This is a genomic window from Leucobacter faecis (assembly GCF_054456695.2).
In genome coordinates this window covers 1-26,338 of sequence record NZ_JBTJER020000002.1, presented here as the reverse complement: position 1 = coordinate 26,338, position 26,338 = coordinate 1, and the positions used below count along the sequence as shown (strand labels likewise).

Below are 26,338 nucleotides of genomic sequence, written 5' to 3'. Positions count from 1 at the left end.
TACTGTGGCGTGATGGTGGAAGGCTCACCAACGATTTTTGATCCCAAGAGGTGAAGCGATGAGCGAAGAACGCGAGACCCCCGCAGCGCGAGCGGCCGAGACTCCAGACACCCCCGCGAACCTCGGCGCGCCCGTCGCCGAGACGGCCGCGAGCGAGACCGAGGTGCTTGAGGCGGTGGAGCGGGCCACGGGGTCGCCCGCTGAGGCGCTGACTGAGTCCAATGTGCAGACACAATCTGATCCGGATCACGCCGCAGCCCAGGCGGCCAGCGCCGCGGGCGGGGAAGCCCCGACCGGGGCCACGAACTCACACGAGTCCGAATCTGTCGGTGCTGCAGTGTCCCAGGCCTCCGTGCACCAGGGCGCCGAGCCCGCGGTCGAGGATCAGGGTGTCGCGCCGACCCCCGAGCTCGCAGAAGAGGCACGCCGACAGGCAATCTCAGAGGTTGATACGCAGCTGAACATCGACATGTCTGCGGGGGCGACTGACCCGACGCTTGGGCTCGACGCCCTGCCGAGCGCGGGCGCCGATGAGGTGCGCGACGGTGAGATTCGTGTCGCAGCCGATCACCCCATGGCGGGACTCTACATGCAGTCCCCCATGCCGCCCGAGATCCGTGGCAACCGCGGCATGGGCGTGCTGATCGCGCTGCTGGCCTGCATCGGGTTCGCGATTGTGAGTGCCGGGGTCGTGGCGGTCACGCTCGCCCCGAAGCTTGCCCCCTCACAGTTCGTTGACGGGCTGCTAGCCGAGCTGCTGTCGTGGGCGTTCATTGCGGGCGCCGTTGCATTCTTTGTGGGCCTCGCAGTGCTCGTGTTGATCGTTGGACGTGCTGGCTGGTGGGCGTATGTGCTGGGTGGGTTCTTCGTGGGTCTGCTCGTCTGGGTCGCGACTGTCGCGGGTCTCGCCGTCGATGAGTCAGGGCTTTCCGTGTTGCTGAACGTCAGCCCGCTCGCGCTGCTTGGCACTTACGGCCTGAGCCTTCCGGCCATAGCCGCGGGTGTAGTGGGGCGCGAGGTCACGGTGTGGTTTGGTGCGTGGATTGGCGCGCGCGGCCGCCGAGTGAAAGCGCGCAACGCTGCCGAGCTGGCCGAGTACGAGGCAGCGCTGGCTGAGGTGCAGGCGAAGTAGCGATGGTTCCCGAACGCCGGCGAGGCGTGACCCGAGGCTATGTTGCGGCGCTGATCGTCGCCACCGGCATCGTCGCGGTTGCGCTCGTCGTGGCGTTTTGGGGTGTCATCGCGCTGTCAACGGGCACCGAACCGGTGATGACCGAGCCTGTAGCACGGTGGGCTGCTCCCGTGGTCATCATGTTCGCGCTCGCGCTCCTCGCGGGGTCGCTGTGGCGCCAGGCTCTCACCCTTTTGCGCGGCCAGCGCAGCCCGGCCTGGGGGCAACTGGTGGTCACCTCGGGAGGCACCTATCTCGTCTGGTGCCTGGGGGGTGTGCTTGCGGGCATGTCAATCGACGACACCTGGATGAGCCCCTACGCCGTCGCGCTTAGCGTAGCGTGGGCCCTCGCCAACCTTGCGTTTTGGGCCGTGCTGGCACGCCGCGTCTACACCGACAGGCCGCCTCCGCGCTGGCCCTGGGAGCGTGCAGAAGAGGGAGAAGGGTGATGGCCGCCATTGACGATCGCGTCTCGGTGGCTGTCGACGCGTGGCTGAGATGGTTGCCCTCGTGGACACCCGGGAGCCATCGTGGCCGTTCTCGGGTGTGCCGACGCTGCACGGGATCTCCGGTGCTTGCGGCTGCCGGTTTTGGCCGTGACGTGCCGCACACCGTGTCGCATGCGCTCACGAGTCGTATGCAGCGCATCGTGGATCGCGAGGTCGACGAGTTTACTGAGCGTGAACTGCCGCTGCTGCACGCTGAGCTGACGGGGGAGGAGCAGCGGCAAGGCACAGGCTACGACCCCGCGGCCGGGCTCGGGCCTGAGTACGACGGGCTCGATCCGGATCCGGAACCAGGTGACCCGGGCCAGCCGTTTCTCTTTACGCTCGCTGGGCTCGCCGAGCAATCTAGACCAGAAGCAGCGCCTCCCCGGCCACCGCTCACCGTTGTCGAACGGCGCGTCCTGGCCGCCGAAATTGCCCGAGCTGACGAGCACGCCGACACCGTAGGGCGCGCAATGTGCCTCGCCCTTGTGGGCCACAGGGCACGAATTAGGGCCGCGCTGGAGCGGTTTGTCGAGCCGCAGGTTCAAGCGCTTCTTGACGAGCTGAGCCACAACCTCGAACCGCCAAACGCGTAGGCCGCGACACGCCCGGCTGGGTGTCGAGTGAATCCTCTTGCGTACGCAGGCTTGTGCGCGTAAAGTGGCTAACTGGTGTGCACCCGTTTGCGCTGCCCTCGAGGCGGTGTGCTGGGCGTTCACCGTTGGGTATGTGAACCGCAAGGTTCGCGCCCCCACGGCATAGCTGCACCCGCACGCGACTACCCCCGGGTAGTCGCAAGCAGCAGCTCAGTTGCGGCGTAAGTCGCAACGCATGCTCATCCATTGAAGCATTCCTGTCACCGTGCAGGACTAAATAGGAGAATCATTGCCTACTATTCAGCAGTTGGTTCGCAAGGGCCGTACGCCGAAGGTCTCTAAGACCAAGGCGCCCGCCCTGAAGGCGAACCCGCAGCAGGCAGGGGTTTGCACCCGTGTCTACACCACCACCCCCAAGAAGCCGAACTCGGCGATGCGTAAGGTCGCTCGTGTGAAGCTTCGTAACGGCACCGAGGTCACCGCCTACATTCCGGGCGAGGGCCACAACCTGCAGGAGCACTCGCTGGTGCTCGTGCGCGGCGGCCGTGTCAAGGACCTCCCCGGTGTTCGTTACCGGATCGTTCGCGGCGCGCTCGATACCCAGGCTGTTAAGGACCGCAAGCAGGCTCGTAGCCGCTACGGCGCGAAGATGGAGAAGAAGTAATGCCTCGTAAGGGTCCTGCTCCCAAGCGTCCCGTAGTCGCCGATCCCGTATACGGCGCACCCATCGTTAGCCAGCTGGTTAACAAGATCCTGGTTGATGGCAAGAAGGGCCTGGCCGAGCGCATCGTTTACGAAGCACTCGAGACCGTAGCCCAGAAGTCAGACCAGGACGCAGTGACCGTTCTCAAGAAGGCGCTCGACAACGTGCGCCCCACCCTTGAGGTTCGTTCACGTCGCGTCGGCGGCAGCACCTACCAGGTGCCCGTCGAGGTTAAGCCGCACCGCGCCAACACCCTCGCACTGCGCTGGCTCACCAGCTACGCGAAGGCTCGTCGCGAGAACACGATGACGGAGCGTCTCACCAACGAGATCCTCGACGCATCCAACGGCCTCGGTGCCGCTGTGAAGCGTCGCGAGGACACTCACAAGATGGCTGAGTCGAACCGCGCGTTCGCACACTACCGCTGGTAGTCACCCATTGGTGGGCCGACTCGTCACAAGCGAGTCGGCCCACCATGGCGGGCCCTAGGCCCGCGATCCCAAACTTCACCCCCACCCGGAGGAGACCCCGTGGCACAAGACGTGCTCACTGACCTGAGTAAGGTCCGCAACATCGGCATCATGGCCCACATTGATGCTGGCAAGACCACCACTACCGAGCGCATCCTGTTCTACACGGGTGTCAACCACAAGCTGGGCGAGACCCACGACGGTGGCGCGACGACTGACTGGATGGAGCAGGAGAAGGAGCGCGGCATCACGATCACGTCTGCCGCCGTGACCTGCTTCTGGAACAAGAACCAGATCAACATCATCGATACGCCCGGCCACGTCGACTTCACGGTCGAGGTTGAGCGTTCGCTGCGCGTGCTCGACGGCGCAGTTGCTGTCTTCGACGGCAAGGAGGGCGTTGAGCCCCAGTCCGAGACCGTTTGGCGTCAGGCTGACAAGTACGAGGTGCCCCGCATCTGCTTCGTCAACAAGATGGACAAGATGGGCGCGGACTTCTACTTCACCGTAGACACCATCATCAACCGTCTGGGCGCTAAGCCGCTCGTCATGCAGCTGCCCATCGGTGCAGAAGCAGACTTCACCGGCGTGGTCGACCTGCTCACCATGAAGGCATTCGTCTGGGAGGGCGATGCTAAGGGTGACGTTACTCTTGGTGCAAACTACGAGACTCGCGAGATCCCTGCTGAGCTCCAGGCGAAGGCCGAAGAGTACCGCGCGACTATCGTTGAGACCGCGGCTGAGACCGACGACGCGCTGCTCGAGAAGTTCTTCGGCGGCGAAGAGCTCACGATCGACGAGATCAAGGGCGGCATTCGTAAGCTCGTTGTCAACAACGAGATCTACCCGGTGTACTGCGGCTCGGCCTTCAAGAACCGTGGCATCCAGCCCATGCTCGACGCTGTTGTGGACTTCCTCCCCAACCCGCTCGACGTTGGTGCAATCGAGGCTCACGATCCCCGCGACGAGTCAATCGTCATCGAGCGTTTCCCGAAGGCCGACGACCCGTTCTCGGCTCTCGCGTTCAAGATCGCTGTGCACCCGTTCTTCGGTCGTCTGACCTACGTACGCGTGTACTCGGGCAAGATTCCTTCGGGCACCCAGGTCATCAACTCGACCAAGGGCAAGAAGGAGCGCATCGGCAAGATCTTCCAGATGCACGCCAACAAGGAGAACCCTGTTGACGATCTGATGGCGGGCAACATCTACGCTGTGATCGGCCTGAAGGACACCACCACCGGTGACACCCTGTCAGACGCAGACAACCAGGTTGTGCTCGAGTCGATGACCTTCCCCGAGCCCGTGATCGAGGTGGCCATTGAGCCTAAGACCAAGGGTGACCAGGAGAAGCTCGGCGTCGCGATCCAGAAGCTTGCAGAAGAGGACCCCACGTTCCGCGTGAGCCTCAACGCAGAGACCGGCCAGACCGTTATCGCGGGCATGGGCGAGCTCCACCTCGACATCCTTGTCGACCGCATGAAGCGCGAGTTCAAGGTTGAAGCTAACGTGGGCAAGCCCCAGGTTGCTTACCGCGAGACGATTCGTCGCGCGGTCGAGAAGTACGACTACACCCACAAGAAGCAGACCGGTGGTTCGGGTCAGTTCGCTAAGGTGCAGATCGCGCTTGAGCCGCTCGAGGTCGAGGGCGACAAGATCTACGAGTTCCAGGACAAGGTGACCGGTGGTCGCGTTCCGCGCGAGTACATCCCGTCGGTCAACCACGGTATCCAGGACGCCATGCAGTACGGCATCCTCGCCGGCTTCCCGCTCGTGGGTGTTAAGGCGACCCTGCTCGACGGCGCTTACCACGACGTTGACTCGTCTGAGATGGCGTTCAAGATTGCTGGATCGATCGCGTTCAAGGAAGCGGCACGCCTCGCGCAGCCCGTCATTCTTGAGCCGATGATGGCCGTTGAGGTTCGTACGCCCGAGGAGTACATGGGCGACGTTATCGGCGACCTGAACTCACGTCGTGGACAGATCCAGTCGATGGAGGACGCGAGCGGCGTGAAGGTTGTGCGCGCACTCGTTCCGCTTTCAGAGATGTTCGGGTACATTGGAGACCTGCGGTCGAAGACCAGCGGTCGTGCAGTGTTCTCGATGACCTTCGACTCCTATGCAGAGGTGCCGAAGGCCGTGGCCGATGAGATCGTTCAGAAGGCTAAGGGCGAGTAACATTGCCCATCGGTGAGCGGCTGGCTGTAAGTTGGCCGCTCGCCGTAGGCTCAGGTCGCGAATGCGGCGCTGAGCTTGTAACATAGGTACACAAACCCTGTACTCGTGCCCTTCGAAATGGTCGAAGGGAAGCGGTACTCATGTCCTGAGGAGGACCATAGTGGCGAAGGCCAAGTTCGAGCGGACCAAGCCGCACGTAAACATCGGTACGATCGGTCACGTTGACCACGGTAAGACGACTCTTACCGCTGCGATCTCGAAGACGCTTGCTGACAAGTTCCCGTCAGACACCAACGTGAAGCGCGACTACGATCAGATCGACTCGGCACCGGAAGAGCGCCAGCGCGGTATTACGATCAACATCTCGCACGTTGAGTACGAGACCCCCAAGCGCCACTACGCGCACGTTGATGCACCCGGCCACGCCGACTACATCAAGAACATGATCACCGGTGCTGCTCAGATGGACGGCGCAATCCTCGTGGTTGCTGCTACTGACGGCATGATGGCTCAGACCAAGGAGCACATCCTGCTCGCAAAGCAGGTTGGCGTTCCTTACCTGCTCGTTGCGCTCAACAAGTGCGACCAGGTTGACGACGAGGAAATCCTCGAGCTCGTCGAGATGGAGGTCCGCGAGGAGCTCTCCAAGCACGGTTACCCCGGCGACGACGTTCCCGTCGTGCGCGTTTCGGGTTACCAGGCTCTCCAGGGCGACGAGAAGTGGGCTAACGCCGTTCTCGAGCTCATGGAAGCAGTCGACGAGAACATCCCCGACCCCGTGCGTGACAAGGACAAGCCCTTCCTCATGCCCGTCGAGGACGTCTTCACGATCACCGGTCGTGGCACCGTTGTGACCGGTCGCGCCGAGCGTGGCACGCTGAAGATCAACTCTGAGGTCGAGATCGTTGGTCTGCGCGACACGCAGAAGACCACCGTTACCGGTATCGAGATGTTCCACAAGCAGCTCGACGAAGCATGGGCAGGCGAGAACTGTGGCCTCCTGCTTCGCGGCACCAAGCGTGAAGACGTTGAGCGCGGCCAGGTTGTTGTTCAGCCCGGCTCGATCACCCCTCACACGAACTTTGAGGGCACTGCCTACATCCTGAAGAAGGAAGAGGGCGGCCGCCACAACCCGTTCGAGACGAACTACCGTCCCCAGTTCTACTTCCGTACGACTGACGTGACCGGTGTTATCACCCTGCCCGAGGACAAGCCGATGGTTATGCCCGGCGACACCACCGACATGACCGTTGAGCTGATCCAGCCCATCGCCATGGAGGACGGCCTCGGCTTCGCAATCCGTGAGGGTGGCCGCACCGTCGGCGCCGGCACGGTGACCAAGGTTCTCTCCTAAGTCTTAGCTCGCTAAGTCTCTAGGTAGACCTACAAAACCCCCGGGAGTGATCCCGGGGGTTTTGTGTATTTCGCGGCCTGGTCGCTCACGCGGCGCGTTGAAACCGCTTCGTTGGATGTCGGCCTGAGGCGGTTGGCAGAAACTCCACGTGGCGAGGAGTATCCTCGAGGGTGGGAGGGTTTAATTCTGCCCTCATATAGCAGAGCGAACGGAGCAGGAGTGCCGCAGACCGCAGCCGAACGCATCACCCACTTTGCGCGGCAGTATGGCGCGCTCTACCTTCTCGACGCACTGGCGTGGACCGTCGCGATTCTCGTGGCCCTCGTGCTCAGGTTCGACTTTAACCTGCCGCGTATTTCGTGGGGCTCAACCATCGCTGTGATTGGTGTCACGGCGCTGCTGCAGTTGCTGGGTGGTTGGCTGACGTGGCTGTACCGTAACCGGTACGCCATCGGCAGCTTTGACGAGGTACGCGCCTTGGTAATAGACATCACCGGCGTGATGATCTTCGCGTGGCTGTTCGCGTTCGTAGTGGGCTACGGTAACGGCATTCCTCGCAGCACGCTCGTGATCGCAGCCCCGATCACCTTCAGCCTGATGGGGGTCGCAAGGTACCTGATCCGGCTTCGCAGTGAACGGCAGTTGCTGCCGGGCGATGAGGCCGAGAACACACTGCTCTATGGAGCCGGGTATTTGGGGGTGCAGACCGCGAAGCGGCTGCTCACAGATTCCAAGGGGTCAGCAATGCCCGTTGGCTTTATTGATGACGATTTGACCAAGCGTAACCAAGAGGTGCGTGGGGTGCGTGTACTCGGCGGGATCGACGATCTGTCGCGTATTGCGCGGGAGACGCGGGCCACAAAGCTTATTGTGTGCATCGGTGATGCCGACGCCGCGATGATGCGTCGAGTCGATAAAGCGGCCGAGAAAGCCGGCATGACTGCGTTGGTGCTGCCACCTTTGGCGCAGATTCTGCAAAATAAGTCAGTCATCGCCAACGTGCGTGAGCTGTCGATTGAAGACTTGATCGGGCGGCATCCTGTGCGGCTCGAGACTGAGTCGATCGCCGAGTATCTGCAGGGCAAACGCGTGCTCGTGACGGGTGCCGGTGGTTCGATCGGGTCTGAGCTGTGTAGGCAGCTTGCTAACTTTGCCCCGAGCGAGCTGATCATGCTCGACCGCGACGAGACCGCGCTGCAAGAGAGCCAGCTGTCCATTAGTGGCCACGGGCTGCTCGACACGAACGACGTTGTGCTCGCCGACATTCGCGATGCCGACGCGTTGCGCCACATTTTCCTTGAGCGTAAGCCCGACGTCGTGTTTCACACGGCTGCGCTCAAACACTTGCCGATGCTTGAGCAGTACCCCGATGAAGCGTGGAAGACCAACGTGCTGGGCACACTGAACGTGCTGCGCGCGGCGCAAGCAGCTGGGGTAGGAACCTTCGTCAATATTTCAACCGATAAGGCGGCGAACCCGACGAGCGTGCTTGGGCACTCGAAGCGAGTCGCAGAGAAACTCACCGCCTGGATGGCGCAGCAGACCGACATGCGGTATCTCTCCGTGCGATTTGGCAACGTGATCGGAAGCCGCGGATCAATGCTGCCCACGTTCCGTAAGCTCATCGACAAGGGCGGCCCGTTGACGGTGACGCACCCAGATGTGACGCGCTACTTCATGACGATCCCTGAGGCTTGCCAGCTCGTCGTGCAGGCGGGCGGCATTGGCCGTCAGGGTGAGGTGTTGATCCTCGAAATGGGGGAGCCGGTATCGATTCTCGACGTGGCGAAGCGCATGATTGCACAGTCCGGCAAGGACGTCGAGATCGTTTTCACGGGCCTGCGCCACGGAGAAAAACTGCACGAAGAGCTCACAGGCGAAGGCGAGGGTAACGAGCGTCCGTTCCACCCGATGATCTCGCACGCGCATGTCGACACGATCTCGCCCGAGGTGCTCGATCACGAGGGCTGGGTGGCTCGCATGGACCTGACCCGGGCTGCTGAGGAGCGAGTGCACTAATGGAGCTCACGATAGCTCTGCTCGCGGGCCTTCTCACACTCCTCGGTAGTTTGTTGCTGCCGTTCGCGGTGCGACCGCTGCTCGTGAAGCTCGGCATCATGGACGTGCCCAACGAGCGCTCTTCCCACTCGCGACCGGTGCTGCGCGGCCTCGGCCTCGCCGTTCTCCTCGCGATGACGGTCTCTGGCGGCTTTGCGCTGCTGCTGTATTCGCTCGATTTCTCTGAGCGGTCCGGCTGGGTGACGCTCGCGATCATCGTCGCCGGATCCCTGTGCGCCGGCCTGCTCGGCCTTGCCGAGGACTTGCACGGGGTGAGTGTGCGGGTGCGTAGCGTGCTGTTGCTCTTGATCGCGCTGCTGACCCCGATTGCGTTGGTGTGGGCGCAACAGCTCACCGGCGCAAACATGTTTAGTGCGTTGCGGGGGAGTGCCTCATTTGGGTGGTCTGCGTCGGCCCCCGGTTTGCAATTGCCGCTGTGGGCCACGGCGTTGCTCGTGTTGTACGCAGTGTTTTTTATCTCGAGCTACATCAACGTCGCAAATTTCATGGACGGGCTCAACGGGATCAGCGGCGTTCATGGTGTGATCGCTGGCGCAACGTTCGCGGTCTCGGGCTGGGTAGTCGGGCTCCCGTGGCTCGTCGCGGCCGGTCTGATCCTGGCCGCTGGTTTCGCCGGCTTCTTGCCTTGGAACCTGACACGGCCGGGAGCCTTTCTCGGTGATGTTGGAAGCTACCTGCTGGGGGGAGCTACCGCGATCACCAGCTTCGCGGCGTTGCTAGCGGGGGTGCCGCTTCTCGCGACGATCGGGCCCATGGTGATCTACTTCGGCGATGTGGGAGTGACGCTTGTGAAGCGCGTGCGCGCGGGGCACAAATGGGATGAACCCCATAAGGAACACACGTATCAACGGCTCCAGCAGATGGGCTACACGCACGTGCAGGCGTCAAGCTTTACAGCGGGGGCGACGTTGCTCGCTTCGCTGCTCGGTCTCGCTTCACTCTTCACCGGCGTTGTTGGCGCACTTGCGCTCCTTGCCGCCGGCCTAGGCGTGTTGGTTTTCTACCTAGCGCTCCCGAAACTCTTGCGATCTCGCGCGTAGCGCGGCACACGACACGCGACACGCCCGGGTTGCATCATCTCGCGGGGCGTGCGAGAATATACAGGTTCAGTACTCCATGCCTCGGCGTGGATCACTGCCAGGCAGTGCATAACCGCCTCGAGAAATCGGGGTTTTGGTTAGGCCGCGGGTAGCGAACGAAAACCATGCGCGCAGAGGCGGCCAAGATTTAGTCTGGCCGTTTTTGTACGAGTGGGCCACCTTTGCTTGCACGGGTGGTTTTGACAGGTGAACAGAGACCCAGCACGTAGAGCCCTAGGGCTCAGCTATGCCACGGGCGCTGGTACGTAAGACGTCCAATGCGTCACGCCACAAGCGTGAAGTACGACGCAAGTAGAAAGTAGAGATGTCATGGCGGGACAAAAGATCCGCATTCGACTCAAGTCGTATGACCATGAGGTCATCGACAGCTCAGCACGTAAGATCGTCGACACGGTGACCCGCGCGGGTGCAACTGTGATCGGCCCCGTGCCGCTCCCCACCGAGAAGAACGTGATCGCAGTGATCCGTTCACCTCACAAGTACAAGGACAGCCGCGAACACTTCGAGAAGCGCACGCACAAGCGCCTCATCGATATCGTGGATCCCACTCCCAAGGCAGTCGATTCGCTGATGCGTCTCGATCTCCCTGCCGATGTCAACATCGAGATTAAGCTCTAAGGGAGGTCCGAACATGTCAGTAGTACGCAACGTGAAGGGTCTTCTGGGCACCAAGCTCGGTATGACGCAGGTCTGGGACGAGAACGGCAATGTCGTTCCCGTGACCGTTATTGAGGTGGCCCCCAACGTGGTCACGCAGATCCGTACCCCCGAGGTCGACGGCTACAGCGCCGTGCAGATCGCGGCTGGTCAGATCGACCCCCGCAAGGTGAACAAGCCGACCGCGGGTCACTTCGAGAAGGCAGGCGTTACGCCTCGCCGTCACCTCACCGAAGTTCGCACCTCGGACGCGGCTGAGTACAGCCTCGGCCAGGAGCTCACCGTTGGCGAGTCCTTCGAAGCCGGTCAGAAGATCGACGTCGTTGGCACTTCCAAGGGCAAGGGCTTCGCTGGCGCTATGAAGCGTCACAACTTCAAGGGTGTGGGTGCCTCGCACGGTAACCACCGCAACCACCGTAAGCCCGGCTCCATCGGCGGCGCGGCGACCCCCGGTCGCGTGTTCCGCGGTAAGAAGATGGCAGGCCGTATGGGTGGCGAGCGCGTGACCGTGCAGAACCTCATCGTCCAGGCGATCGATGCTGAGAAGGGTCTCATCCTGGTAAAGGGTGCAGTTCCCGGTGCTCGCGGTCGTCTCGTTTTCGTTCGCAACGCAGTGAAGGGAGCGTAAGTTCATGACTACCGCTACCAAGCTCGATGTTTCGCTGCCGGAGGCAATCTTCGGCGCAGAGACCAATGTCCCGCTGATCCACCAGGTGGTCACCGCTCAGCTCGCAGCTGCGCGCCAGGGCACGCACAAGACCAAGACCCGTGGCGAACGCTCGGGTTCGGGTGTCAAGCCGTTCAAGCAGAAGGGTACCGGCCGCGCCCGTCAGGGTTCGGTTCGTATGCCTCAGCACCGCGGCGGCGGCATCGTTCACGGGCCCGTGCCCCGCGATTACTCGCAGCGCACCCCCAAGAAGATGATTGCTGCAGCGCTCAACGGTCTGCTCTCGGATCGCGCACGCGCGAACCGTCTGCACGTTGTTGAAAGCTTCGGCATCGGCGACAAGCCCAGCACCAAGACTGCACGCGAGTTCCTCGCGCAGGTCGCACCGGGCAAGCGTGTTCTCGTCGTTATCAGCCGCGAGGACGAGGTCACGGCGCTCAGCGTTCGTAACCTCCAGTTCGTGCACGTCCTGTTCCAGGACCAGCTCAACGCCTACGACGTGGTCGTCAGCGACGATCTCGTCTTCACCAAGGCAGCCTTCGACGCATTCGTCGCCGGCCGCGCCGCCAAGGAGGACACGAAGTGAGCCTGAACAAGTCTGCACACGACGTCATCATCCGCCCTATCGTTTCCGAGAAGAGCTACGGCCTGATCGACGCAAACGGCCAGTACACCTTTGAGGTACAGCCGACCGCGACGAAGACCGAGATCAAGCTCGCGATCGAGTCGGTGTTCGGGGTTAAGGTCGCTTCGATCAACACCCTCAACCGCAAGGGCAAGACCCGCCGCACCAAGTTTGGCACCGGTAAGCGCAAGGACACCAAGCGCGCCATCGTCAAGCTGAAGTCGGGCTCCATCGACATCTTCACGGCTGCGCTGTAGAAGGGGCGAAAAGGAACACACTATGGCTATTCGTAAGTACAAGCCGACGACCCCCGGTCGTCGCGGGTCGAGCGTCGCCGATTTCGCCGAGATCACGCGCTCCACTCCCGAGAAGGCACTGCTGCGTCCGCTCCCCAAGACGGGCGGTCGTAACAACCAGGGCCGTATCACTACCCGTCACATCGGTGGTGGCCACAAGCGCCAGTACCGCGTTATCGACTTCCGTCGTAACGACAAGGACGGCGTGAACGCCAAGGTCGCGCACATCGAGTACGATCCCAACCGCACCGCGCGTATCGCGCTGCTGCACTTTGAGGACGGCACGAAGCGTTACATCATCGCCCCGAACAAGCTGAAGCAGGGCGACATTGTTGAGTCGGGTGCTGGCGCGGATATCAAGCCGGGCAACAACCTGCCGCTCAAGAACATCCCCACCGGTACGGTCATTCACGCCATTGAGCTGAAGCCCGGCGGCGGTGCGAAGATGGCTCGTTCGGCTGGTTCGTCGGTGCGTCTCGTTGCTAAGGACGGCCCGTACGCTCAGCTGCGTCTGCCCTCGGGCGAGATCCGCAACGTCGACGCGCGCTGCCGCGCGACCGTCGGCGAGGTGGGTAACGCCGAGCAGTCGAACATCAACTGGGGTAAGGCCGGCCGTATGCGCTGGAAGGGCGTCCGCCCGACCGTTCGTGGCGTTGTCATGAACCCTGTTGATCACCCGCACGGTGGTGGCGAAGGCCGCACCTCAGGTGGCCGTCACCCGGTCAGCCCGTGGGGCCAGAAGGAAGGCCGCACGCGCCGTCCGAACAAGGAAAGCGACAAGCTCATTGTGCGTCGCCGTACCGTTGGCAAGAAGCGCTAGTCCGCGGGTAGGAGAGAGTAGAAGATGCCTCGTAGTCTCAAGAAGGGCCCCTTCGTCGATAACCACCTGCTCAGCAAGGTAGTTGTCCAGAACGAAGCTGGCACCAAGAATGTGATCAAGACCTGGTCGCGCCGCTCGATGATCATCCCCGCAATGCTGGGACACACCATCGCGGTTCACGACGGTCGTAAGCACATTCCCGTGTTCGTCACCGAAACCATGGTTGGGCACAAGCTGGGCGAGTTCGCGCCCACCCGCACCTTCCGTGGCCACGTGAAGGACGACAAGAAGGGCCGTCGCCGCTAAGCGGCGACGTGAAGGAGGAAGAGAAATGGTGGAGTCGATCGCACGCGTGCGTCATATCCGCATCACCCCCCAGAAGGCCCGTCGCGTTGTTGACCTGGTTCGTGGAAAGAACGCTCAGGAGGCACTTGCCATCCTGAAGTTCGCCCCGCAGGCTGCAGCTGAGCCCGTGTTCAAGCTGGTTGCTTCGGCAATCGCTAACGCACGTGTGAAGGCTGACAAGGAGAACCTGCGTCTGAACGAGGACGAGCTTGTAATCGCTCGCGCCTTTGTCGACGAGGGCGCAACGCTCAAGCGTTTCCGCCCCCGTGCACAGGGCCGCGCTTTCCGCATCAACAAGCGCACGAGCCACATCACGGTTGTTATTGCAACCGCTGATGAGCTTGCGGCAGCGAAGAAGGGAGCCAAGTAAATGGGCCAGAAGATTCATCCCTACGGCTTCCGCCTCGGGATCACCACTGATCACGTCTCGCGCTGGTTCTCGGACTCGACCAAGAAGGGTCAGCGTTACGCTGACTACCTGGCCGAGGACATCAAGATCCGCCAGCACCTGACCAAGCAGCTTGATCGCGCCGGCGTTTCGCGTGTCGAGATCGAGCGCACCCGTGACCGTGTTCGCGTGGACATCCACTCGGCACGCCCCGGTATTGTGATTGGCCGCCGCGGTGCTGAGGCTGAGCGCATTCGCGCTGACCTCGAGAAGCTCACCGGCAAGCAGATCCAGCTCAACATCCTCGAGGTGAAGAACCCCGAGGCTGACGCTCAGCTCGTCGCTCAGGGTGTCGCAGAGCAGCTCGCTGCTCGCGTGGCATTCCGCCGTGCGATGCGCAAGGGCCTCCAGGGCGCACAGCGCGCTGGCGCCAAGGGCATCCGGATCCAGGTCTCAGGCCGTCTTGGCGGCGCCGAGATGAGCCGCTCGGAGTTCTACCGCGAGGGTCGCGTGCCGCTGCACACGCTCCGTGCGAACATCGATTACGGCTTCTACGAGGCTAAGACCACCTTCGGCCGCATTGGCGTGAAGGTCTGGATCTACAAGGGTGACCTCACCAACAAGGAACTCGCTCGCGAGCAGGCGGCCCAGAAGCCGTCGCGTGACCGTGGCGACCGCCGTCGTGCACCTCGCGGTGCACAGGCCGAGGCTGCACCCGCTGCAGCAGGAGCGGAGAAGTAAGCATGCTGATTCCCCGTCGAGTCAAGTACCGCAAGCAGCACCACCCCGGCCGTAGCGGCCAGGCAAAGGGCGGCACGAAGGTTTCCTTCGGCGAGTTCGGTATCCAGGCCCTGACCCCCGCATATGTGACCAACCGTCAGATCGAGTCCGCTCGTATCGCCATGACGCGTCACATCAAGCGTGGTGGCAAGGTATGGATCAACATCTACCCGGATCGTCCCCTCACCAAGAAGCCCGCGGAAACCCGCATGGGTTCGGGTAAGGGTTCACCCGAGTGGTGGGTGGCCAACGTCAAGCCGGGCCGCGTCCTCTTTGAGGTCGCAGGCGTTGATGAGCAGCTTGCGCGCGAGGCAATGACCCGCGCAATTCACAAGCTGCCTCTGAAGGCCCGCATTATTAAGCGCGAGGAGGGCGACGCGTAATGGCGATCGGGACCAAAGAACTGGCCATCACGGAGCTAGATTCGTTCGAGAACGAGCGTCTGGCTGAAGAGCTCAAGAAGGCTAAGGCCGAGCTCTTCAACCTGCGCTTCCAGTCGGCCACCGGCCAGCTGGAGAGCCACGGCCGCGTGCGCCAGGTGAAGCGCGACATCGCTCGCATTTACACCGTGCTGCGTGAGCGCGAGCTCGGCATTCGGGTCACCCCCGCAGCCGTGCCGGCCAAGGCCACCAAGAAGACCGAGCAGGCGGATGCCGCCGCTGATACGAAGGAGGCCTAAACATGGCTGAGGTCGAAAACGAACAGCGCGGCTACCGTAAGACGCGCCGCGGCTACGTCGTCAGCGACAAGATGGACAAGACCATCGTTGTCGAGGTCGAGGACCGCGTTAAGCACCCCCTCTACGGCAAGGTGATGCGCCGTTCGTCGAAGGTGAAGGCCCACGACGAGCAGAACACCGCAGGCATCGGCGATCTCGTGCTCATCCACGAGACCCGTCCGCTCAGCGCGTCAAAGCGCTGGCGCCTGGTCGAGATCCTCGAGAAGGCGAAGTAAGCCTCAGGCTTACTGAGTAAGGAGTAGCTAGTGATTCAGCAGGAATCCCGACTCAAGGTTGCCGATAACACCGGCGCCAAGGAGTTGCTTACCATTCGTGTTCTCGGAGGTTCGCGTCGTCGTTACGCCGGTCTCGGTGACACGATCGTCGCGACCGTCAAGGACGCGATCCCCGGCGGTAACGTGAAGAAGGGTGACGTCGTCAAGGCAGTCATCGTTCGCACGCGCAAGTCGACCCGTCGCGCTGATGGCTCGTACATCAGCTTCGACGAGAACGCTGCCGTCATCCTTAAGGCCGACGGGGAGCCCCGCGGTACCCGTATCTTCGGGCCGGTCGGACGTGAGCTTCGCGACAAGAAGTTCATGAAGATCGTCTCGCTCGCACCGGAGGTGATCTAGTCCTATGGGCATGAAGATCAAGAAGGGTGACCTCGTAGAGGTCATCTCGGGCCCGTCGCAGGAGCGCGGCGGCTACAAGGGCAAGCAGGGCCGTGTGCTCGAGGTTCTCACCGACACCGACCGCGTTCTGGTCGAAGGCGTGAACTTCGTAACCAAGCACGTCCGTGTTGGCCAGTCGAGCCAGGGCGCACGCGAGGGTGGCATCGAGACCGTAGAGGCCCCGATCCACATCTCCAACGTCGCCATCGTCGACCCCGAGACGAAGAAGCCCACTCGCGTTGGCTTCCGCGTTGAAGAGGTCGAGAAGGACGGCAAGAAGAAGGCCGTGCGCGTGCGCTACGCCAAGAAGTCAGGGAAGGATCTTTAATGACTGAGACGAAGATTCAGCCCCGTCTGAAGCAGAAGTACCGCGCGGAGATCGTGCCCGCACTGCGTGAGGAGTTCTCGTACGAGAACATCATGCAGGTTCCCGGCGTCGTAAAGGTCGTCGTGAACACGGGTGTCGGTGAAGCCGCACGCGACAGCAAGGTCATCGAGGGCGCGATTGCCGACCTCATGAAGATCACGGGCCAGCGGCCCATGGTCACCAAGGCTCGTAAGTCGATCGCACAGTTCAAGCTGCGCGAGGGCCAGGCCATTGGTGCACACGTTACCCTTCGTGGTGACCGCGCCTGGGAGTTCCTGGACCGCCTGATCTCGCTCGCACTGCCCCGTATCCGCGATTTCCGCGGTCTCTCGGCTAAGCAGTTCGACGGAAACGGCAACTACACCTTCGGATTGACCGAGCAGAGTGTGTTCCACGAGATTGATCAGGATAAGATTGATCGCGTGCGTGGCTTCGACATCACGATCGTAACCACGGCCAAGACTGACGACGAGGGTCGTGCGCTGCTTCGCGCGCTCGGCTTCCCGTTCAAGTCCGAATAATTAAATAGTCCAAGCGGACGGGTGCCCGAGGTAATCCTCGGGCACCCGCACCGTGTATCACCCAGGTCACGCTCCCTGTACCGGAGCGTGATACCAGGCGAGAAAGAAAGAGTCACTCATGACGATGACTGATCCGGTCGCAGATATGCTGACCCGACTGCGCAACGCCAACAGCGCACATCATGACGACGTTTCGCTCCCCGGCTCAAAGCTGAAGGAGCGGATCGCCGAGATCCTCAAGACCGAGGGTTACATCAAGGACTGGAAGGTTGAGCCTGCACGCGTCGGCACGACCCTCACCATGTCGCTGAAGTACGGCCCCAACCGCGAGCGCTCGATCGAAGGCATCAAGCGCGTTTCCAAGCCCGGTCTGCGTGTTTACGCAGGCTCGACTGAGATCCCCAACGTTCTCGGCGGCCTCGGCATCGCGATCCTGTCCACCTCTTCGGGTCTCCTCACGGGGCGCGAGGCTGATCAGAAGGGCGTAGGCGGGGAAGTCCTCGCTTACGTGTGGTAAGCCGTCATGTCACGTATCGGTAAGCTTCCCATCACCGTTCCCGGTGGTGTAGACATCAAGATCGATGGCCAGAATGTCACGGTCAAGGGCCCCAAGGGCGAGCTGACGCTCGCTGTGGCAGAGCCCATTCGCGCAAAGGTTGAGGACGGCCAGCTCCTGGTTACGCGCCCCGACGATGAGCGCGATTCACGAGCACTGCACGGTCTGACCCGCACGCTCATCCACAACAACATCATCGGTGTGACCGAGGGCTACGCTAAGCAGCTCGAGGTCGTTGGCACCGGTTACCGCGTGCAGCAGAAGGGCACCGGCCTCGAGCTGGCACTCGGCTTCTCGCACCCGGTGATCGTTGACGCTCCCGAGGGCATCACGCTTTCGGTCGAGGGCAACACGAAGATCACCGTTGCCGGTATCTCCAAGCAGGGGGTCGGAGAGGCCGCCGCTAACATCCGCAAGCTGAAGAAGCCGGAGCCCTACAAGGGCAAGGGTATTCGTTACGCTGGCGAGAATGTCCGTCGCAAGGCTGGAAAGGCTGGTAAGTAACGATGGCCGCTTCAATGTCCCGGGCTAAGGGTCGTACGGCTGCGCGTATCCGCCGCCACGCCCGCCTGCGTAAGAAGATCGTCGGCACGGAGGCTCGTCCCCGTCTCGCAGTGACGCGCTCAGCTCGTCACGTATTCGTTCAGGTCATCGACGATGCAAAGGGCTTCACGCTCGCATCGGCTTCGACCATGGAAGCTGATCTGCGCGCTTTCGAGGGTGACAAGACCGCCAAGGCCCGCAAGGTCGGCGAGCTCGTCGCTGAGCGTGCGAAGAGCGCCGGTGTAGACACCGTCGTGTTCGACCGTGGTGGCAGCAAGTATGCCGGCCGCGTCGCAGCGATCGCCGATGGCGCTCGCGAAGGGGGGCTGACCCTGTGAGCAACGAAACGAAGGAGCAGCAAGTGTCTGCAGAGGCTCAGGCTGATACCCAGGCCGCACCGGCCCAGGATCACCGCAGCGAGCCGCGCGAGCAGCGTCGCGGCAGCCGTGATCGCGGCACTCGCAACGAGCGCGGCGGTCGTGACCGCAACGAGAGCCAGTTCCTCGAGCGCGTCGTTACGATCAACCGTGTGTCGAAGGTCGTCAAGGGCGGCCGCCGCTTTAGCTTCACCGCGCTCGTCGTGGTAGGCGATGGCAACGGCACCGTTGGTGTTGGCTACGGTAAGGCGAAGGAAGTTCCCCTCGCTATCTCCAAGGGCGTTGAGGAAGCGAAGAAGAACTTCTTCCGCGTTCCCCGCGTCGGCAGCACGATTCCCCACCCCGTGCAGGGTGAGGCAGCAGCCGGTGTGGTGCTGCTTCGTCCCGCAGCCGCAGGTACCGGTGTTATCGCCGGTGGCCCCGTGCGCGCCGTACTCGAGTGCGCTGGCATCCACGACGTGCTGAGCAAGTCGCTCGGTTCATCGAACACCCTGAACATCGTGCATGCGACCGTTGAGGCGCTGCAGCAGCTCGAGGAGCCCCGCTCCGTCGCAGCTCGCCGTGGCCTCGACTTCGACCGCGTTGCCCCCGCTCGCATTGTGCGCGCAGAGGCAAAGGCGCTGGCCGACGCTGCCGCGAAGGCAAAGGCAGGTGCGTAATGGCTGCGAGCCTGAAGATTACGCAGACGAAGTCCGTTATCAGTGAGAAGCAGAACCAGCGTGCATCGCTGCGGAGCCTCGGCCTCAAGAAGATCGGCGATTCGGTCGTTCGCGAGGACTCGAAGATCAACCGCGGTTACGTTCGCGCTGTTGCTCACCTGGTAGAGGTTGAGGAGATCGACGCATGAGCGAGAACACTGAGGAGCGCGGCGCAGTGCTGAAGGCACACCACCTTCGCCCCGCCGAGGGTTCCAAGAAGGCTAAGACCCGCGTGGGTCGTGGCGAGGCATCCAAGGGTAAGACCGCAGGCCGCGGCACCAAGGGCACCAAGGCACGCTACCAGGTCAAGGCTGGCTTCGAGGGTGGGCAGATGCCGCTGCACATGCGCACCCCGAAGCTGCGCGGCTTCAAGAACCCGTTCCGCACCGAATACCAGGTCGTGAACGTGGCGAAGCTCGCAGAGCTGTACCCCCAGGGCGGTGAGGTCACGGTTGCTGATCTCGTTGCTAAGGGCGCGGTTCGTGCAAACCATCCCGTCAAGGTACTTGGTGACGGCGACCTGCAGGTCAAGCTCACCATCTCGGTCGACAAGGTCTCGGGCTCAGCAGAGCAGAAGATCGTTGCCGCCGGTGGCGAGATCAAGTAAGTATCCTCACGGATGCTGATTCACTAGTGCTTCGGCGCTGGTGATGGGGGTGGGGCTAGCCGGTGTCAATCACCGGCTAGCTTCCCCCTTTTTTTATGACTTTCACCGTCGCGACCGCGGCGGTTTCGTACGGCCACACGCGGGCGTGTAGGCTGGTGCAATCGGTTCTCGTCGTCAGGCGAAGGCCCCAGGCGACGTTCCCAGGAGGCAGATTTTGTTCAGCGCCATCGGACGGATCTTTCGAACCCCGGATCTGCGGCGAAAGATCGTGTTCACGCTCGCGATCGTTTCGTTGTTCCGGCTCGGTTCGTTTATCCCGACGCCGTTCGTTCAGTTCAGCAATGTGCAGGCGTGTCTTGCAGCAAACCAGCAGGGTGCCTCTGGCCTCTACGAGATGGTGAACCTCTTCAGTGGTGGCGCCCTTCTCCAGCTGTCGATTTTTGCGCTTGGCATCATGCCGTACATTACGGCGTCCATCATCACGCAGCTGTTGCGAGTGGTTATTCCCCACTTTGAGGTGCTCCACAAGGAGGGCCAAGCCGGCCAGGCGAAGCTCACCCAGTACACCCGCTACCTCACTATCGCGCTTGCAGTGTTGCAGTCAACGACGCTGATCACGGTGGCGCGTTCGGGGCAGCTGTTTGGTTCGAGCGCCAATGAGGCGTGCCGTAACCTCGTATCGCAGGAGTGGTGGGCAATTGTCATCATGATCCTCGTGATGACCGCTGGTACCGGCCTCATCATGTGGTTCGGTGAGCTCATCACAGAGCGCGGCGTCGGCAATGGTATGTCGCTTCTGATCTTCACCTCGATTGCGGCATCGTTCCCCAACGCGATGTGGATCATTAAGGAATCACAGGGCTGGGAAGTCTTCTTCCTGGTGACCGCCGTCGGTCTGCTGGTTGTCGCCGCGGTTGTCTTCGTTGAGCAGTCTCAGCGTCGCATCCCGGTGCAGTACGCGAAGCGCGTGGTCGGCCGCCGTACCTACGGTGGTTCGAGCACTTACATTCCGATCAAGGTCAACATGGCCGGTGTGATCCCGGTTATCTTCGCGTCGGCGATCCTCTACCTGCCAATGCTGCTCACGCAGTTCAATCAGCCCAAGATTAACGAAGAGCCCAAGGAATGGGTTGTCTGGGTGCAGAACAACCTCGTGTACGGCGATCAGCCCCTGTACATGCTCGTCTTCTTCTTGCTGATCATCGGCTTCACCTTCTTCTACGTGCAGATTACGTTTAACCCCGAAGAGGTCGCCGACAACATGAAGCAGTACGGTGGCTTCGTTCCCGGCATTCGCGCCGGCCGTCCCACCGCTGAGTACCTGAACTACGTGCTTATGCGCGTCACCTCGGCAGGTTCGCTCTACCTCGGCGTCATTGCACTGATCCCACTCATTGCGCTGTCGTTCTTCGGAGCGAACCAGAACTTCCCGTTCGGTGGTGCATCCATCCTCATTATCGTCGGCGTCGGCCTCGAGACCGTCAAGCAAATTGACGCTCAGCTGCAGCAGCGCCACTACGAAGGGCTTCTTAAGTGACCGAAACCACCACGACCCGACTGCTCATTATCGGGCCCCCCGGCGCAGGCAAGGGAACCCAGGCGAGCCGTATCGCAGAGCGCTACGGGGTCCCCGCAATCTCGACCGGCGACATCTTCCGTGCAAACATCAAGGGTGGCACCGAACTCGGCAAGCAGGTACAGGCGATCATCGAGCGCGGCGAGCTCGTGCCTGACTCGCTGACCAACGAGATCGTGGCCGACCGTCTCACGCAGAGCGACGCCGCATCGGGCTTTTTGCTCGATGGGTACCCTCGCACTGTCGACCAGGTCGACGCGCTCGATGCCATGCTCGTGGGCGACTCACTGGATGCTGTTGTGCTGATCGAAGCAGACACCGATGAGGTCGTGGCGCGACTGCTCAAGCGTGCCGAGCTTGAGGGCCGCGCCGACGATACCGAAGAGGTCATTCGCCACCGCCAGAACGTGTACGCCGACCAGACGGCACCGCTGATCGAGCTGTTCTCGCAGCGCGGCATCCTGGTATCGGTCGACGGCATGGGCGGCGTTGAAGAGGTCGCTGAACGTATCGCATCGGGCCTCGACGCGCAGCTCGGCGCCAAGGCGGTTAGCTAACAAGTGGCACGCAGAGGGATCCTTAAGCGTTCAATCTACAAGTCGCCGGCGCAGCTGCGGCTCATGATTGAGCCGGGCCTCGCGACCGCGGCTGCGCTGGCAGCCGCCAAGGCCGCGATTCGTCCGGGCGTCACGCCGCTTGAGCTCGATGCGCTCGCTGAGGCCGCCATTCGTGAGCGGGGCGGTGAACCCAATTTCATGCTCGAGCCCGGCTATAAGCACACGATCTGCGCCAACGTGAACGACGACGTGGTGCACTCGATTCCCACGGACCGCCCGCTGCAGCCGGGGGACGTAATCGCGGTCGATGCGGGCGCAATCATCGAGGGCTGGAATGGCGACGCCGCGTTTACCGCGGTGGTACCCAACCCGGCAGATCCCGAGCGCACGGCGCAGCTCGAAGAGCTGAGCCGCGTGACGGAGCTCGCGATGTGGACGGGCATTGCCCAGCTCGCTCGAGCCAAATACCTCAACGAGGTTGGTGTGGCGATCGAAGCGTGCGTGAAGCGCGAGAGCAGCTTCGGCGTACTCGAAGACTACATTGGCCACGGTATTGGCCGCAGCATGCATGAGGACCCGCCGGTCTTCAACTACGCGGTGCGCGGCAAGGGCCCCGAGGTGAAGCCCGGGCTTGTAGTCGCCATCGAGCCCATCATTTCTGAGGGCAAGATCGACACCGTGATTCAAGACGATGGCTGGACAGTGTCGATGGCCGATGGGCGCGCGAGCGCCCAGTGGGAGCACTCGGTAGCTGTTCACGCGGGCGGCATCTGGGTGCTCACCGCAGAAGACGGCGGGGCTGCGGGCTTGGCGCCCTTCGGCATCAAGCCGGCTCCGATCGCATAGATAGATCCGGATCAGCATCACCGTTCGACCCTCGGCCCCAGGCCGGGGGTCGAACTGTTTTGGGCGGCGACTTTACAAACACGGCTCGCCCGGGTACTCTTGTTCTTTGGTGCTTTGCGCCTGTTTTTGCGTTCGCAAAACAGGTCTTGGCATTCGCATGACCAGCATAACTACTAGGCGACAGTGAGGCTATGGCGAAGAAAGACGGCGTCATCGAGATCGAGGGACACGTTGTCGAGGCTCTGCCCAACGCGATGTTCCGCGTTGAGTTGACCAATGGACACAAGGTGCTCGCTCACATCTCGGGCAAAATGCGCCAGCACTACATCCGCATCCTCCCCGAGGACCGCGTGATTGTGGAGCTGACGCCCTACGATCTGACCCGCGGCCGCATCGTTTACCGATACAAGTAGTCGCTGGAAAGTAACGGCGCGCGGCACCCCGCGCGTACGAGGACAGCGAACCGGTAAGGAAACATCATGAAGGTTAAGCCCAGCGTTAAGAAGATCTGCGACAAGTGCAAGGTCATCCGCCGCCACGGTAACGTCATGGTGATCTGCGAGAACCCGCGCCACAAGCAGCGCCAGGGCTAATTGCCCGGCCTGTGCGGCCCCGCAGAGCACATAACTAAATATCTACCGCGTATCTAAGAGCGCGCACCGCACAGCGGTTGCGCGTGACACCTCGGGTCGGAGGCCCGATTCCCCGATACGCTTCACACCTCCACTACCGCCAAGGAGAGCCAGAATGGCACGTCTCGCCGGAGTAGACATCCCACGCGACAAGCGCGTTGAGATTGCACTCACTTACATCTACGGCGTCGGCCGGACCAGCGCGCTGCAGACGCTCGCTGCGACCGAGATCGACGGCAACATCCGCGTTAAGGATCTGACCGACGATCAGCTCGTCGCGCTGCGCGACCACATCGAAGGTAACTTCAAGGTTGAGGGTGACCTCCGCCGTGAGGTCGCAGCCGACATCCGCCGCAAGGTTGAGACCGGTAGCTACCAGGGTATCCGCCACCGCAAGGGTATGCCTGTGCACGGCCAGCGGACCAAGACGAACGCTCGTACCCGCAAGGGCCCGAAGCGCACCGTCGCCGGCAAGAAGAAGTAACCGCCGGTCCGTTAGACCAACACACAGAGCTTTTCAGGAGAATACTCAATGGCTGCACCAAAGACCGCGGCACGCAAGCCGCGTCGCAAAGACAAGAAGAACGTTGCAGTGGGCCAGGCCCACATCAAGTCAACGTTTAACAACACGATCGTTTCGATCACTGACACCACCGGTGCTGTGATCAGCTGGGCTTCGTCAGGTGGCGTGGGCTTCAAGGGTTCGCGTAAGTCGACTCCCTTTGCTGCTCAGCTCGCCGCTGAGTCGGCTGCGCGCAAGGCGCAGGAGCACGGCATGAAGAAGGTCGACGTTTTCGTGAAGGGCCCCGGCTCGGGTCGCGAGACGGCGATTCGTTCGCTGCAGGCTGCAGGCCTCGAGGTTGGGTCGATCAACGACGTAACCCCGCAGACCCACAACGGCTGCCGCCCCCCGAAGCGTCGTCGCGTCTAACACGAGCACGAGCGCGTGGCGATGCGTCGCGAATCTTCGTGGCGCATCGTCCCTTCCCTCATTCCCGATACCGCATGAGTCATATAGCGGACTCCAGCGAAAGGACCACACACAGTGCTCATTGCACAGCGACCCACTCTGACTGAAGAATCGATCTCCGAGTTTCGTTCGCGCTTCGCGATCGAGCCGCTCGAGCCTGGCTTCGGCTACACGCTCGGCAACTCGCTTCGTCGTACGCTGCTGTCGTCGATTCCTGGCGCAGCAGTTACGAGCGTTCGTTTCGAGGGTGTCGCCCACGAGTTCACCACCATTCCTGGTGTGACCGAGGACGTCACCGAGATCATCCTGAACATCAAGGGACTTGTCGTCTCGAGCGAGCATGACGAGCCGATCACGGCTTACCTGCGCAAGACTGGTGCAGGCGAGGTTACCGCTGCAGACATCTCGGCTCCGGCCGGTGTCGAGGTGCACAACCCCGAGCTCGTGATCGCTACGCTCAGCGACTCGGCACAGTTCGAGCTTGAGCTGACGATCGAGCGTGGCCGTGGCTACGTTTCGGCCGCACAGAACCGCAACGAGGACGCCGAGGTAGGCCGTATTCCGGTCGACTCGATCTACTCGCCGGTGCTGAAGGTGACCTACCGCGTCGAGGCAACTCGTGCGGGCGAGCGCACTGACTTCGATCGCCTGGTTGTTGACGTTGAGACCAAGCCGGCAATCAGCCCCCGCGATGCAATCGCTTCGGCTGGTTCGACGCTGGTTGAGCTGTTCGGCCTCGCTCGCGAGCTGAACACGGCTGCCGAGGGCGTTGAGATCGGGCCCGCACCCGTTGAGGTTGTGGCCGAGGGTGAGCTGTCGATTCCGATCGAGGATCTCGATCTTTCGGTTCGCAGCTACAACTGCCTGAAGCGTGAGGGCATCAACACGGTCAGCGAGCTCGTTGCACTCTCAGAGGCGCAGCTCATGAACATCCGTAACTTCGGCCAGAAGTCTGTCTTTGAGGTGCGCGACAAGCTCACTGAGATGGGCCTCTCGCTCAAGGACGCGGTGCCCGGGTTCGATGGCGCTCAGTTCTACAGCTACGACGACGACAACAACTAATCGATCCGGCATCGCCTGCCCGATCACTTAATGGAGTAAATCATGCCTAAGCCCAACAAGGGCCCCCGCCTCGGAGGCGGACCTGCACACGAGCGCCTGATGCTCAACCAGATGGCTTCGCAGCTCTTCGAGCACAAGCGTATCCAGACCACCGAGACGAAGGCTAAGCGCCTGCAGCCCCTGGCTGAGCGCCTGGTTACGTTCGCGAAGCGCGGCGACCTGCACGCACGCCGCCGCGTGATGCGTCGCATCCTCGACAACTCGGTTGTGCACGAGCTCTTCACCGAGATCGCGCCGCTCGTTGAGAACCGCGAGGGTGGCTACACCCGTATCATCAAGACCGGTTACCGCAAGGGTGACCGCGCTCCGATGGCGGTCATCGAGCTCGTTCTCGAGCCCGTGAACCCCAAGCCCAAGAAGGCTGCGGCTCCCGCAGCTGAAGAGGCTCCCGTGGTGGAGGACGTCGTAGTTGAGGAGACCACTGAGGTCACCGAGACTGTCGAGGCTCCCGCCGAGGAGAAGGCCGAGTAATTCTCGCCCTTCCACGCAAAAGCGCCCCGCTGATCTGATCAGCGGGGCGCTTTTGCGTCTGCGCATCGATCCGGATCATTTCAAGCGCCCGTGCCCGCGCGCGTCAGTGCCACGTGGGGTTAGCGACGGGGGAGGGGGAAGCTCCGAGCAACAACTGGCAAAACGCTTTCCGCCGGTGTCGGCACCAGGTGAGCGGTCTGCTGGCATTCAAACGGCACGAACCAGGTCACAGACACGGGGTCAAGTGAGTATTCGAAGGCTTCAGCACCGGCGATATTGCGAGTGAGCACCAAGCAATATTGCGATTGAGCGCCGCGGAATCGCGCTGGTGAGCACCAGCAATAAGTGCTGCTGCTCACCAGCGGGCGGGGTTAGCCGCGGGCGGTACG

38 protein-coding genes are annotated in these 26,338 nt (G+C 62.1%); all 38 read left to right on the top strand.

Going from position 1 to position 26,338, the window contains the following annotated elements; translation table 11 throughout:
- The first annotated feature begins 58 nt into the window (after positions 1–58).
- The 38 genes from ACXR2W_RS02095 to rplQ all read left to right on the top strand — a co-directional run bounded on the left by ACXR2W_RS02095 (position 59) and on the right by rplQ (position 25,949).
- Positions 59–1,132, top strand: coding sequence for an MFS transporter (locus tag ACXR2W_RS02095; protein ID WP_458811452.1), 1,074 nt, complete (start codon positions 59–61; stop codon positions 1,130–1,132).
- Positions 1,133–1,134: 2 nt separating this feature from the next.
- Positions 1,135–1,620 (top strand): DUF6121 family protein, encoded by a 486-nt coding sequence (locus ACXR2W_RS02090; RefSeq protein WP_458811450.1) that lies wholly within the window; start codon positions 1,135–1,137, stop codon positions 1,618–1,620.
- On the top strand, positions 1,620–2,255 hold the full coding sequence (locus tag ACXR2W_RS02085; RefSeq protein ID WP_458811448.1) for a spermidine/putrescine ABC transporter substrate-binding protein: 636 nt from the start codon (positions 1,620–1,622) through the stop codon (positions 2,253–2,255). The genes ACXR2W_RS02090 and ACXR2W_RS02085 overlap by 1 nt, the downstream gene beginning before the upstream one ends.
- A 289-nt stretch (positions 2,256–2,544) precedes the next feature.
- Positions 2,545–2,919, top strand: a complete 375-nt coding sequence (gene rpsL, locus ACXR2W_RS02080) for a 30S ribosomal protein S12 (RefSeq protein ID WP_017793360.1) — start codon at positions 2,545–2,547, stop codon at positions 2,917–2,919.
- Complete coding sequence (gene rpsG / locus ACXR2W_RS02075; protein WP_458811445.1) at positions 2,919–3,389, top strand: 30S ribosomal protein S7; 471 nt, start codon at positions 2,919–2,921, stop codon at positions 3,387–3,389. The genes rpsL and rpsG overlap by 1 nt, the downstream gene beginning before the upstream one ends.
- 99 nt (positions 3,390–3,488) lie before the next feature.
- Positions 3,489–5,603: an elongation factor G gene (gene fusA / locus ACXR2W_RS02070; protein WP_458811443.1), complete on the top strand. Its 2,115-nt coding sequence runs from the start codon at positions 3,489–3,491 to the stop codon at positions 5,601–5,603.
- Between the two features lie 160 nt (positions 5,604–5,763).
- On the top strand, positions 5,764–6,957 hold the full coding sequence (gene tuf, locus ACXR2W_RS02065; RefSeq protein ID WP_458811441.1) for an elongation factor Tu: 1,194 nt from the start codon (positions 5,764–5,766) through the stop codon (positions 6,955–6,957).
- Between the two features lie 219 nt (positions 6,958–7,176).
- The gene (locus tag ACXR2W_RS02060) at positions 7,177–8,976 is read left to right on the top strand and encodes a polysaccharide biosynthesis protein (protein ID WP_458811439.1); all 1,800 of its coding nucleotides are present in this window, start codon (positions 7,177–7,179) and stop codon (positions 8,974–8,976) included.
- Positions 8,976–10,076 carry an MraY family glycosyltransferase gene (locus tag ACXR2W_RS02055; protein WP_458811437.1) on the top strand — a complete coding sequence of 367 codons (1,101 nt, stop codon included), beginning with the start codon at positions 8,976–8,978 and terminating at the stop codon, positions 10,074–10,076. The genes ACXR2W_RS02060 and ACXR2W_RS02055 overlap by 1 nt, the downstream gene beginning before the upstream one ends.
- 369 nt (positions 10,077–10,445) lie before the next feature.
- On the top strand, positions 10,446–10,754 hold the full coding sequence (gene rpsJ / locus ACXR2W_RS02050; protein WP_010156393.1) for a 30S ribosomal protein S10: 309 nt from the start codon (positions 10,446–10,448) through the stop codon (positions 10,752–10,754).
- A gap of 13 nt (positions 10,755–10,767) precedes the next feature.
- Positions 10,768–11,421 carry a 50S ribosomal protein L3 gene (gene rplC, locus ACXR2W_RS02045; protein WP_458811434.1) on the top strand — a complete coding sequence of 218 codons (654 nt, stop codon included), beginning with the start codon at positions 10,768–10,770 and terminating at the stop codon, positions 11,419–11,421.
- Between the two features lie 4 nt (positions 11,422–11,425).
- Complete coding sequence (gene rplD, locus ACXR2W_RS02040) at positions 11,426–12,046, top strand: 50S ribosomal protein L4 (protein WP_458811432.1); 621 nt, start codon at positions 11,426–11,428, stop codon at positions 12,044–12,046.
- Complete coding sequence (gene rplW, locus ACXR2W_RS02035) at positions 12,043–12,342, top strand: 50S ribosomal protein L23 (RefSeq protein ID WP_458811431.1); 300 nt, start codon at positions 12,043–12,045, stop codon at positions 12,340–12,342. Before rplD ends, rplW begins: the two co-directional genes overlap by 4 nt.
- Before the next feature lie 22 nt (positions 12,343–12,364).
- Positions 12,365–13,201 (top strand): 50S ribosomal protein L2, encoded by an 837-nt coding sequence (gene rplB, locus ACXR2W_RS02030; protein WP_458811429.1) that lies wholly within the window; start codon positions 12,365–12,367, stop codon positions 13,199–13,201.
- A 24-nt stretch (positions 13,202–13,225) separates the two neighbouring features.
- The gene (gene rpsS, locus ACXR2W_RS02025; RefSeq protein WP_017793370.1) at positions 13,226–13,507 is read left to right on the top strand and encodes a 30S ribosomal protein S19; all 282 of its coding nucleotides are present in this window, start codon (positions 13,226–13,228) and stop codon (positions 13,505–13,507) included.
- A 25-nt stretch (positions 13,508–13,532) separates the two neighbouring features.
- The gene (rplV, locus tag ACXR2W_RS02020) at positions 13,533–13,916 is read left to right on the top strand and encodes a 50S ribosomal protein L22 (protein ID WP_017793371.1); all 384 of its coding nucleotides are present in this window, start codon (positions 13,533–13,535) and stop codon (positions 13,914–13,916) included.
- A complete protein-coding gene (gene rpsC / locus ACXR2W_RS02015) occupies positions 13,917–14,675 on the top strand; it encodes a 30S ribosomal protein S3 (protein WP_017793372.1) in 759 nt (252 codons plus the stop codon).
- 2 nt (positions 14,676–14,677) lie between these two features.
- Positions 14,678–15,097 carry a 50S ribosomal protein L16 gene (rplP, locus tag ACXR2W_RS02010; protein WP_458811426.1) on the top strand — a complete coding sequence of 140 codons (420 nt, stop codon included), beginning with the start codon at positions 14,678–14,680 and terminating at the stop codon, positions 15,095–15,097.
- Positions 15,097–15,393, top strand: a complete 297-nt coding sequence (rpmC, locus tag ACXR2W_RS02005; RefSeq protein WP_458811424.1) for a 50S ribosomal protein L29 — start codon at positions 15,097–15,099, stop codon at positions 15,391–15,393. The genes rplP and rpmC overlap by 1 nt, the downstream gene beginning before the upstream one ends.
- Positions 15,394–15,395: 2 nt before the next feature.
- Positions 15,396–15,668, top strand: coding sequence for a 30S ribosomal protein S17 (rpsQ, locus tag ACXR2W_RS02000; protein WP_458811422.1), 273 nt, complete (start codon positions 15,396–15,398; stop codon positions 15,666–15,668).
- A 30-nt stretch (positions 15,669–15,698) separates the two neighbouring features.
- The gene (gene rplN / locus ACXR2W_RS01995) at positions 15,699–16,067 is read left to right on the top strand and encodes a 50S ribosomal protein L14 (protein ID WP_017793376.1); all 369 of its coding nucleotides are present in this window, start codon (positions 15,699–15,701) and stop codon (positions 16,065–16,067) included.
- Positions 16,068–16,071: 4 nt separating this feature from the next.
- Positions 16,072–16,434 carry a 50S ribosomal protein L24 gene (gene rplX, locus ACXR2W_RS01990; protein WP_458811420.1) on the top strand — a complete coding sequence of 121 codons (363 nt, stop codon included), beginning with the start codon at positions 16,072–16,074 and terminating at the stop codon, positions 16,432–16,434.
- Positions 16,434–16,994 (top strand): 50S ribosomal protein L5, encoded by a 561-nt coding sequence (rplE, locus tag ACXR2W_RS01985; RefSeq protein WP_458811418.1) that lies wholly within the window; start codon positions 16,434–16,436, stop codon positions 16,992–16,994. The genes rplX and rplE overlap by 1 nt, the downstream gene beginning before the upstream one ends.
- A 118-nt stretch (positions 16,995–17,112) precedes the next feature.
- Complete coding sequence (gene rpsH / locus ACXR2W_RS01980) at positions 17,113–17,511, top strand: 30S ribosomal protein S8 (protein ID WP_458811416.1); 399 nt, start codon at positions 17,113–17,115, stop codon at positions 17,509–17,511.
- Positions 17,512–17,517: 6 nt separating this feature from the next.
- Positions 17,518–18,054: a 50S ribosomal protein L6 gene (gene rplF, locus ACXR2W_RS01975; RefSeq protein ID WP_458811414.1), complete on the top strand. Its 537-nt coding sequence runs from the start codon at positions 17,518–17,520 to the stop codon at positions 18,052–18,054.
- A gap of 2 nt (positions 18,055–18,056) precedes the next feature.
- On the top strand, positions 18,057–18,431 hold the full coding sequence (rplR, locus tag ACXR2W_RS01970) for a 50S ribosomal protein L18 (protein ID WP_458811413.1): 375 nt from the start codon (positions 18,057–18,059) through the stop codon (positions 18,429–18,431).
- Positions 18,428–19,129 (top strand): 30S ribosomal protein S5, encoded by a 702-nt coding sequence (rpsE, locus tag ACXR2W_RS01965; RefSeq protein WP_017793382.1) that lies wholly within the window; start codon positions 18,428–18,430, stop codon positions 19,127–19,129. Before rplR ends, rpsE begins: the two co-directional genes overlap by 4 nt.
- A complete protein-coding gene (rpmD, locus tag ACXR2W_RS01960; RefSeq protein WP_017793383.1) occupies positions 19,129–19,317 on the top strand; it encodes a 50S ribosomal protein L30 in 189 nt (62 codons plus the stop codon). Before rpsE ends, rpmD begins: the two co-directional genes overlap by 1 nt.
- Positions 19,314–19,775 carry a 50S ribosomal protein L15 gene (rplO, locus tag ACXR2W_RS01955; protein ID WP_458811410.1) on the top strand — a complete coding sequence of 154 codons (462 nt, stop codon included), beginning with the start codon at positions 19,314–19,316 and terminating at the stop codon, positions 19,773–19,775. Before rpmD ends, rplO begins: the two co-directional genes overlap by 4 nt.
- A gap of 214 nt (positions 19,776–19,989) precedes the next feature.
- On the top strand, positions 19,990–21,312 hold the full coding sequence (gene secY / locus ACXR2W_RS01950) for a preprotein translocase subunit SecY (protein WP_458811408.1): 1,323 nt from the start codon (positions 19,990–19,992) through the stop codon (positions 21,310–21,312).
- Positions 21,309–21,908, top strand: coding sequence for an adenylate kinase (locus ACXR2W_RS01945; RefSeq protein WP_458811407.1), 600 nt, complete (start codon positions 21,309–21,311; stop codon positions 21,906–21,908). The genes secY and ACXR2W_RS01945 overlap by 4 nt, the downstream gene beginning before the upstream one ends.
- A 3-nt stretch (positions 21,909–21,911) precedes the next feature.
- Positions 21,912–22,754, top strand: coding sequence for a type I methionyl aminopeptidase (map, locus tag ACXR2W_RS01940; RefSeq protein ID WP_458811405.1), 843 nt, complete (start codon positions 21,912–21,914; stop codon positions 22,752–22,754).
- 191 nt (positions 22,755–22,945) lie between these two features.
- Positions 22,946–23,167 carry a translation initiation factor IF-1 gene (gene infA, locus ACXR2W_RS01935; RefSeq protein WP_017793388.1) on the top strand — a complete coding sequence of 74 codons (222 nt, stop codon included), beginning with the start codon at positions 22,946–22,948 and terminating at the stop codon, positions 23,165–23,167.
- Between the two features lie 66 nt (positions 23,168–23,233).
- A complete protein-coding gene (rpmJ, locus tag ACXR2W_RS01930; RefSeq protein WP_017793389.1) occupies positions 23,234–23,347 on the top strand; it encodes a 50S ribosomal protein L36 in 114 nt (37 codons plus the stop codon).
- Between the two features lie 154 nt (positions 23,348–23,501).
- Positions 23,502–23,870, top strand: coding sequence for a 30S ribosomal protein S13 (gene rpsM / locus ACXR2W_RS01925; protein WP_458811402.1), 369 nt, complete (start codon positions 23,502–23,504; stop codon positions 23,868–23,870).
- 48 nt (positions 23,871–23,918) lie between these two features.
- Entirely contained in the window at positions 23,919–24,317 is a 399-nt protein-coding gene (rpsK, locus tag ACXR2W_RS01920) for a 30S ribosomal protein S11 (protein WP_053352811.1), read from the top strand.
- Positions 24,318–24,431: 114 nt separating this feature from the next.
- Positions 24,432–25,418, top strand: a complete 987-nt coding sequence (locus ACXR2W_RS01915; protein ID WP_458811400.1) for a DNA-directed RNA polymerase subunit alpha — start codon at positions 24,432–24,434, stop codon at positions 25,416–25,418.
- 42 nt (positions 25,419–25,460) lie between these two features.
- Entirely contained in the window at positions 25,461–25,949 is a 489-nt protein-coding gene (gene rplQ / locus ACXR2W_RS01910) for a 50S ribosomal protein L17 (RefSeq protein ID WP_458811398.1), read from the top strand.
- Positions 25,950–26,338 lie beyond the last annotated feature (389 nt).

Bases quoted from the DNA above. Each gene is read 5' to 3' on its own strand.
- ACXR2W_RS02095 (WP_458811452.1), top strand. From the start codon at position 59: ATGAGCGAAGAACGCGAGACCCCCGCAGCGCGAGCGGCCGAGACTCCA.
- ACXR2W_RS02090 (WP_458811450.1), top strand. From the start codon at position 1,135: ATGGTTCCCGAACGCCGGCGAGGCGTGACCCGAGGCTATGTTGCGGCG.
- ACXR2W_RS02085 (WP_458811448.1), top strand. From the start codon at position 1,620: ATGGCCGCCATTGACGATCGCGTCTCGGTGGCTGTCGACGCGTGGCTG.
- rpsG (WP_458811445.1), top strand. From the start codon at position 2,919: ATGCCTCGTAAGGGTCCTGCTCCCAAGCGTCCCGTAGTCGCCGATCCC.
- ACXR2W_RS02055 (WP_458811437.1), top strand. From the start codon at position 8,976: ATGGAGCTCACGATAGCTCTGCTCGCGGGCCTTCTCACACTCCTCGGT.
- rpsJ (WP_010156393.1), top strand. From the start codon at position 10,446: ATGGCGGGACAAAAGATCCGCATTCGACTCAAGTCGTATGACCATGAG.
- rplC (WP_458811434.1), top strand. From the start codon at position 10,768: ATGTCAGTAGTACGCAACGTGAAGGGTCTTCTGGGCACCAAGCTCGGT.
- rplD (WP_458811432.1), top strand. From the start codon at position 11,426: ATGACTACCGCTACCAAGCTCGATGTTTCGCTGCCGGAGGCAATCTTC.
- rplB (WP_458811429.1), top strand. From the start codon at position 12,365: ATGGCTATTCGTAAGTACAAGCCGACGACCCCCGGTCGTCGCGGGTCG.
- rpsS (WP_017793370.1), top strand. From the start codon at position 13,226: ATGCCTCGTAGTCTCAAGAAGGGCCCCTTCGTCGATAACCACCTGCTC.
- rplV (WP_017793371.1), top strand. From the start codon at position 13,533: ATGGTGGAGTCGATCGCACGCGTGCGTCATATCCGCATCACCCCCCAG.
- rpsC (WP_017793372.1), top strand. From the start codon at position 13,917: ATGGGCCAGAAGATTCATCCCTACGGCTTCCGCCTCGGGATCACCACT.
- rplP (WP_458811426.1), top strand. From the start codon at position 14,678: ATGCTGATTCCCCGTCGAGTCAAGTACCGCAAGCAGCACCACCCCGGC.
- rpmC (WP_458811424.1), top strand. From the start codon at position 15,097: ATGGCGATCGGGACCAAAGAACTGGCCATCACGGAGCTAGATTCGTTC.
- rpsQ (WP_458811422.1), top strand. From the start codon at position 15,396: ATGGCTGAGGTCGAAAACGAACAGCGCGGCTACCGTAAGACGCGCCGC.
- rplX (WP_458811420.1), top strand. From the start codon at position 16,072: ATGGGCATGAAGATCAAGAAGGGTGACCTCGTAGAGGTCATCTCGGGC.
- rplE (WP_458811418.1), top strand. From the start codon at position 16,434: ATGACTGAGACGAAGATTCAGCCCCGTCTGAAGCAGAAGTACCGCGCG.
- rpsH (WP_458811416.1), top strand. From the start codon at position 17,113: ATGACGATGACTGATCCGGTCGCAGATATGCTGACCCGACTGCGCAAC.
- rplF (WP_458811414.1), top strand. From the start codon at position 17,518: ATGTCACGTATCGGTAAGCTTCCCATCACCGTTCCCGGTGGTGTAGAC.
- rplR (WP_458811413.1), top strand. From the start codon at position 18,057: ATGGCCGCTTCAATGTCCCGGGCTAAGGGTCGTACGGCTGCGCGTATC.
- rpmD (WP_017793383.1), top strand. From the start codon at position 19,129: ATGGCTGCGAGCCTGAAGATTACGCAGACGAAGTCCGTTATCAGTGAG.
- rplO (WP_458811410.1), top strand. From the start codon at position 19,314: ATGAGCGAGAACACTGAGGAGCGCGGCGCAGTGCTGAAGGCACACCAC.
- infA (WP_017793388.1), top strand. From the start codon at position 22,946: ATGGCGAAGAAAGACGGCGTCATCGAGATCGAGGGACACGTTGTCGAG.
- rpmJ (WP_017793389.1), top strand. From the start codon at position 23,234: ATGAAGGTTAAGCCCAGCGTTAAGAAGATCTGCGACAAGTGCAAGGTC.
- rpsM (WP_458811402.1), top strand. From the start codon at position 23,502: ATGGCACGTCTCGCCGGAGTAGACATCCCACGCGACAAGCGCGTTGAG.
- rpsK (WP_053352811.1), top strand. From the start codon at position 23,919: ATGGCTGCACCAAAGACCGCGGCACGCAAGCCGCGTCGCAAAGACAAG.
- rplQ (WP_458811398.1), top strand. From the start codon at position 25,461: ATGCCTAAGCCCAACAAGGGCCCCCGCCTCGGAGGCGGACCTGCACAC.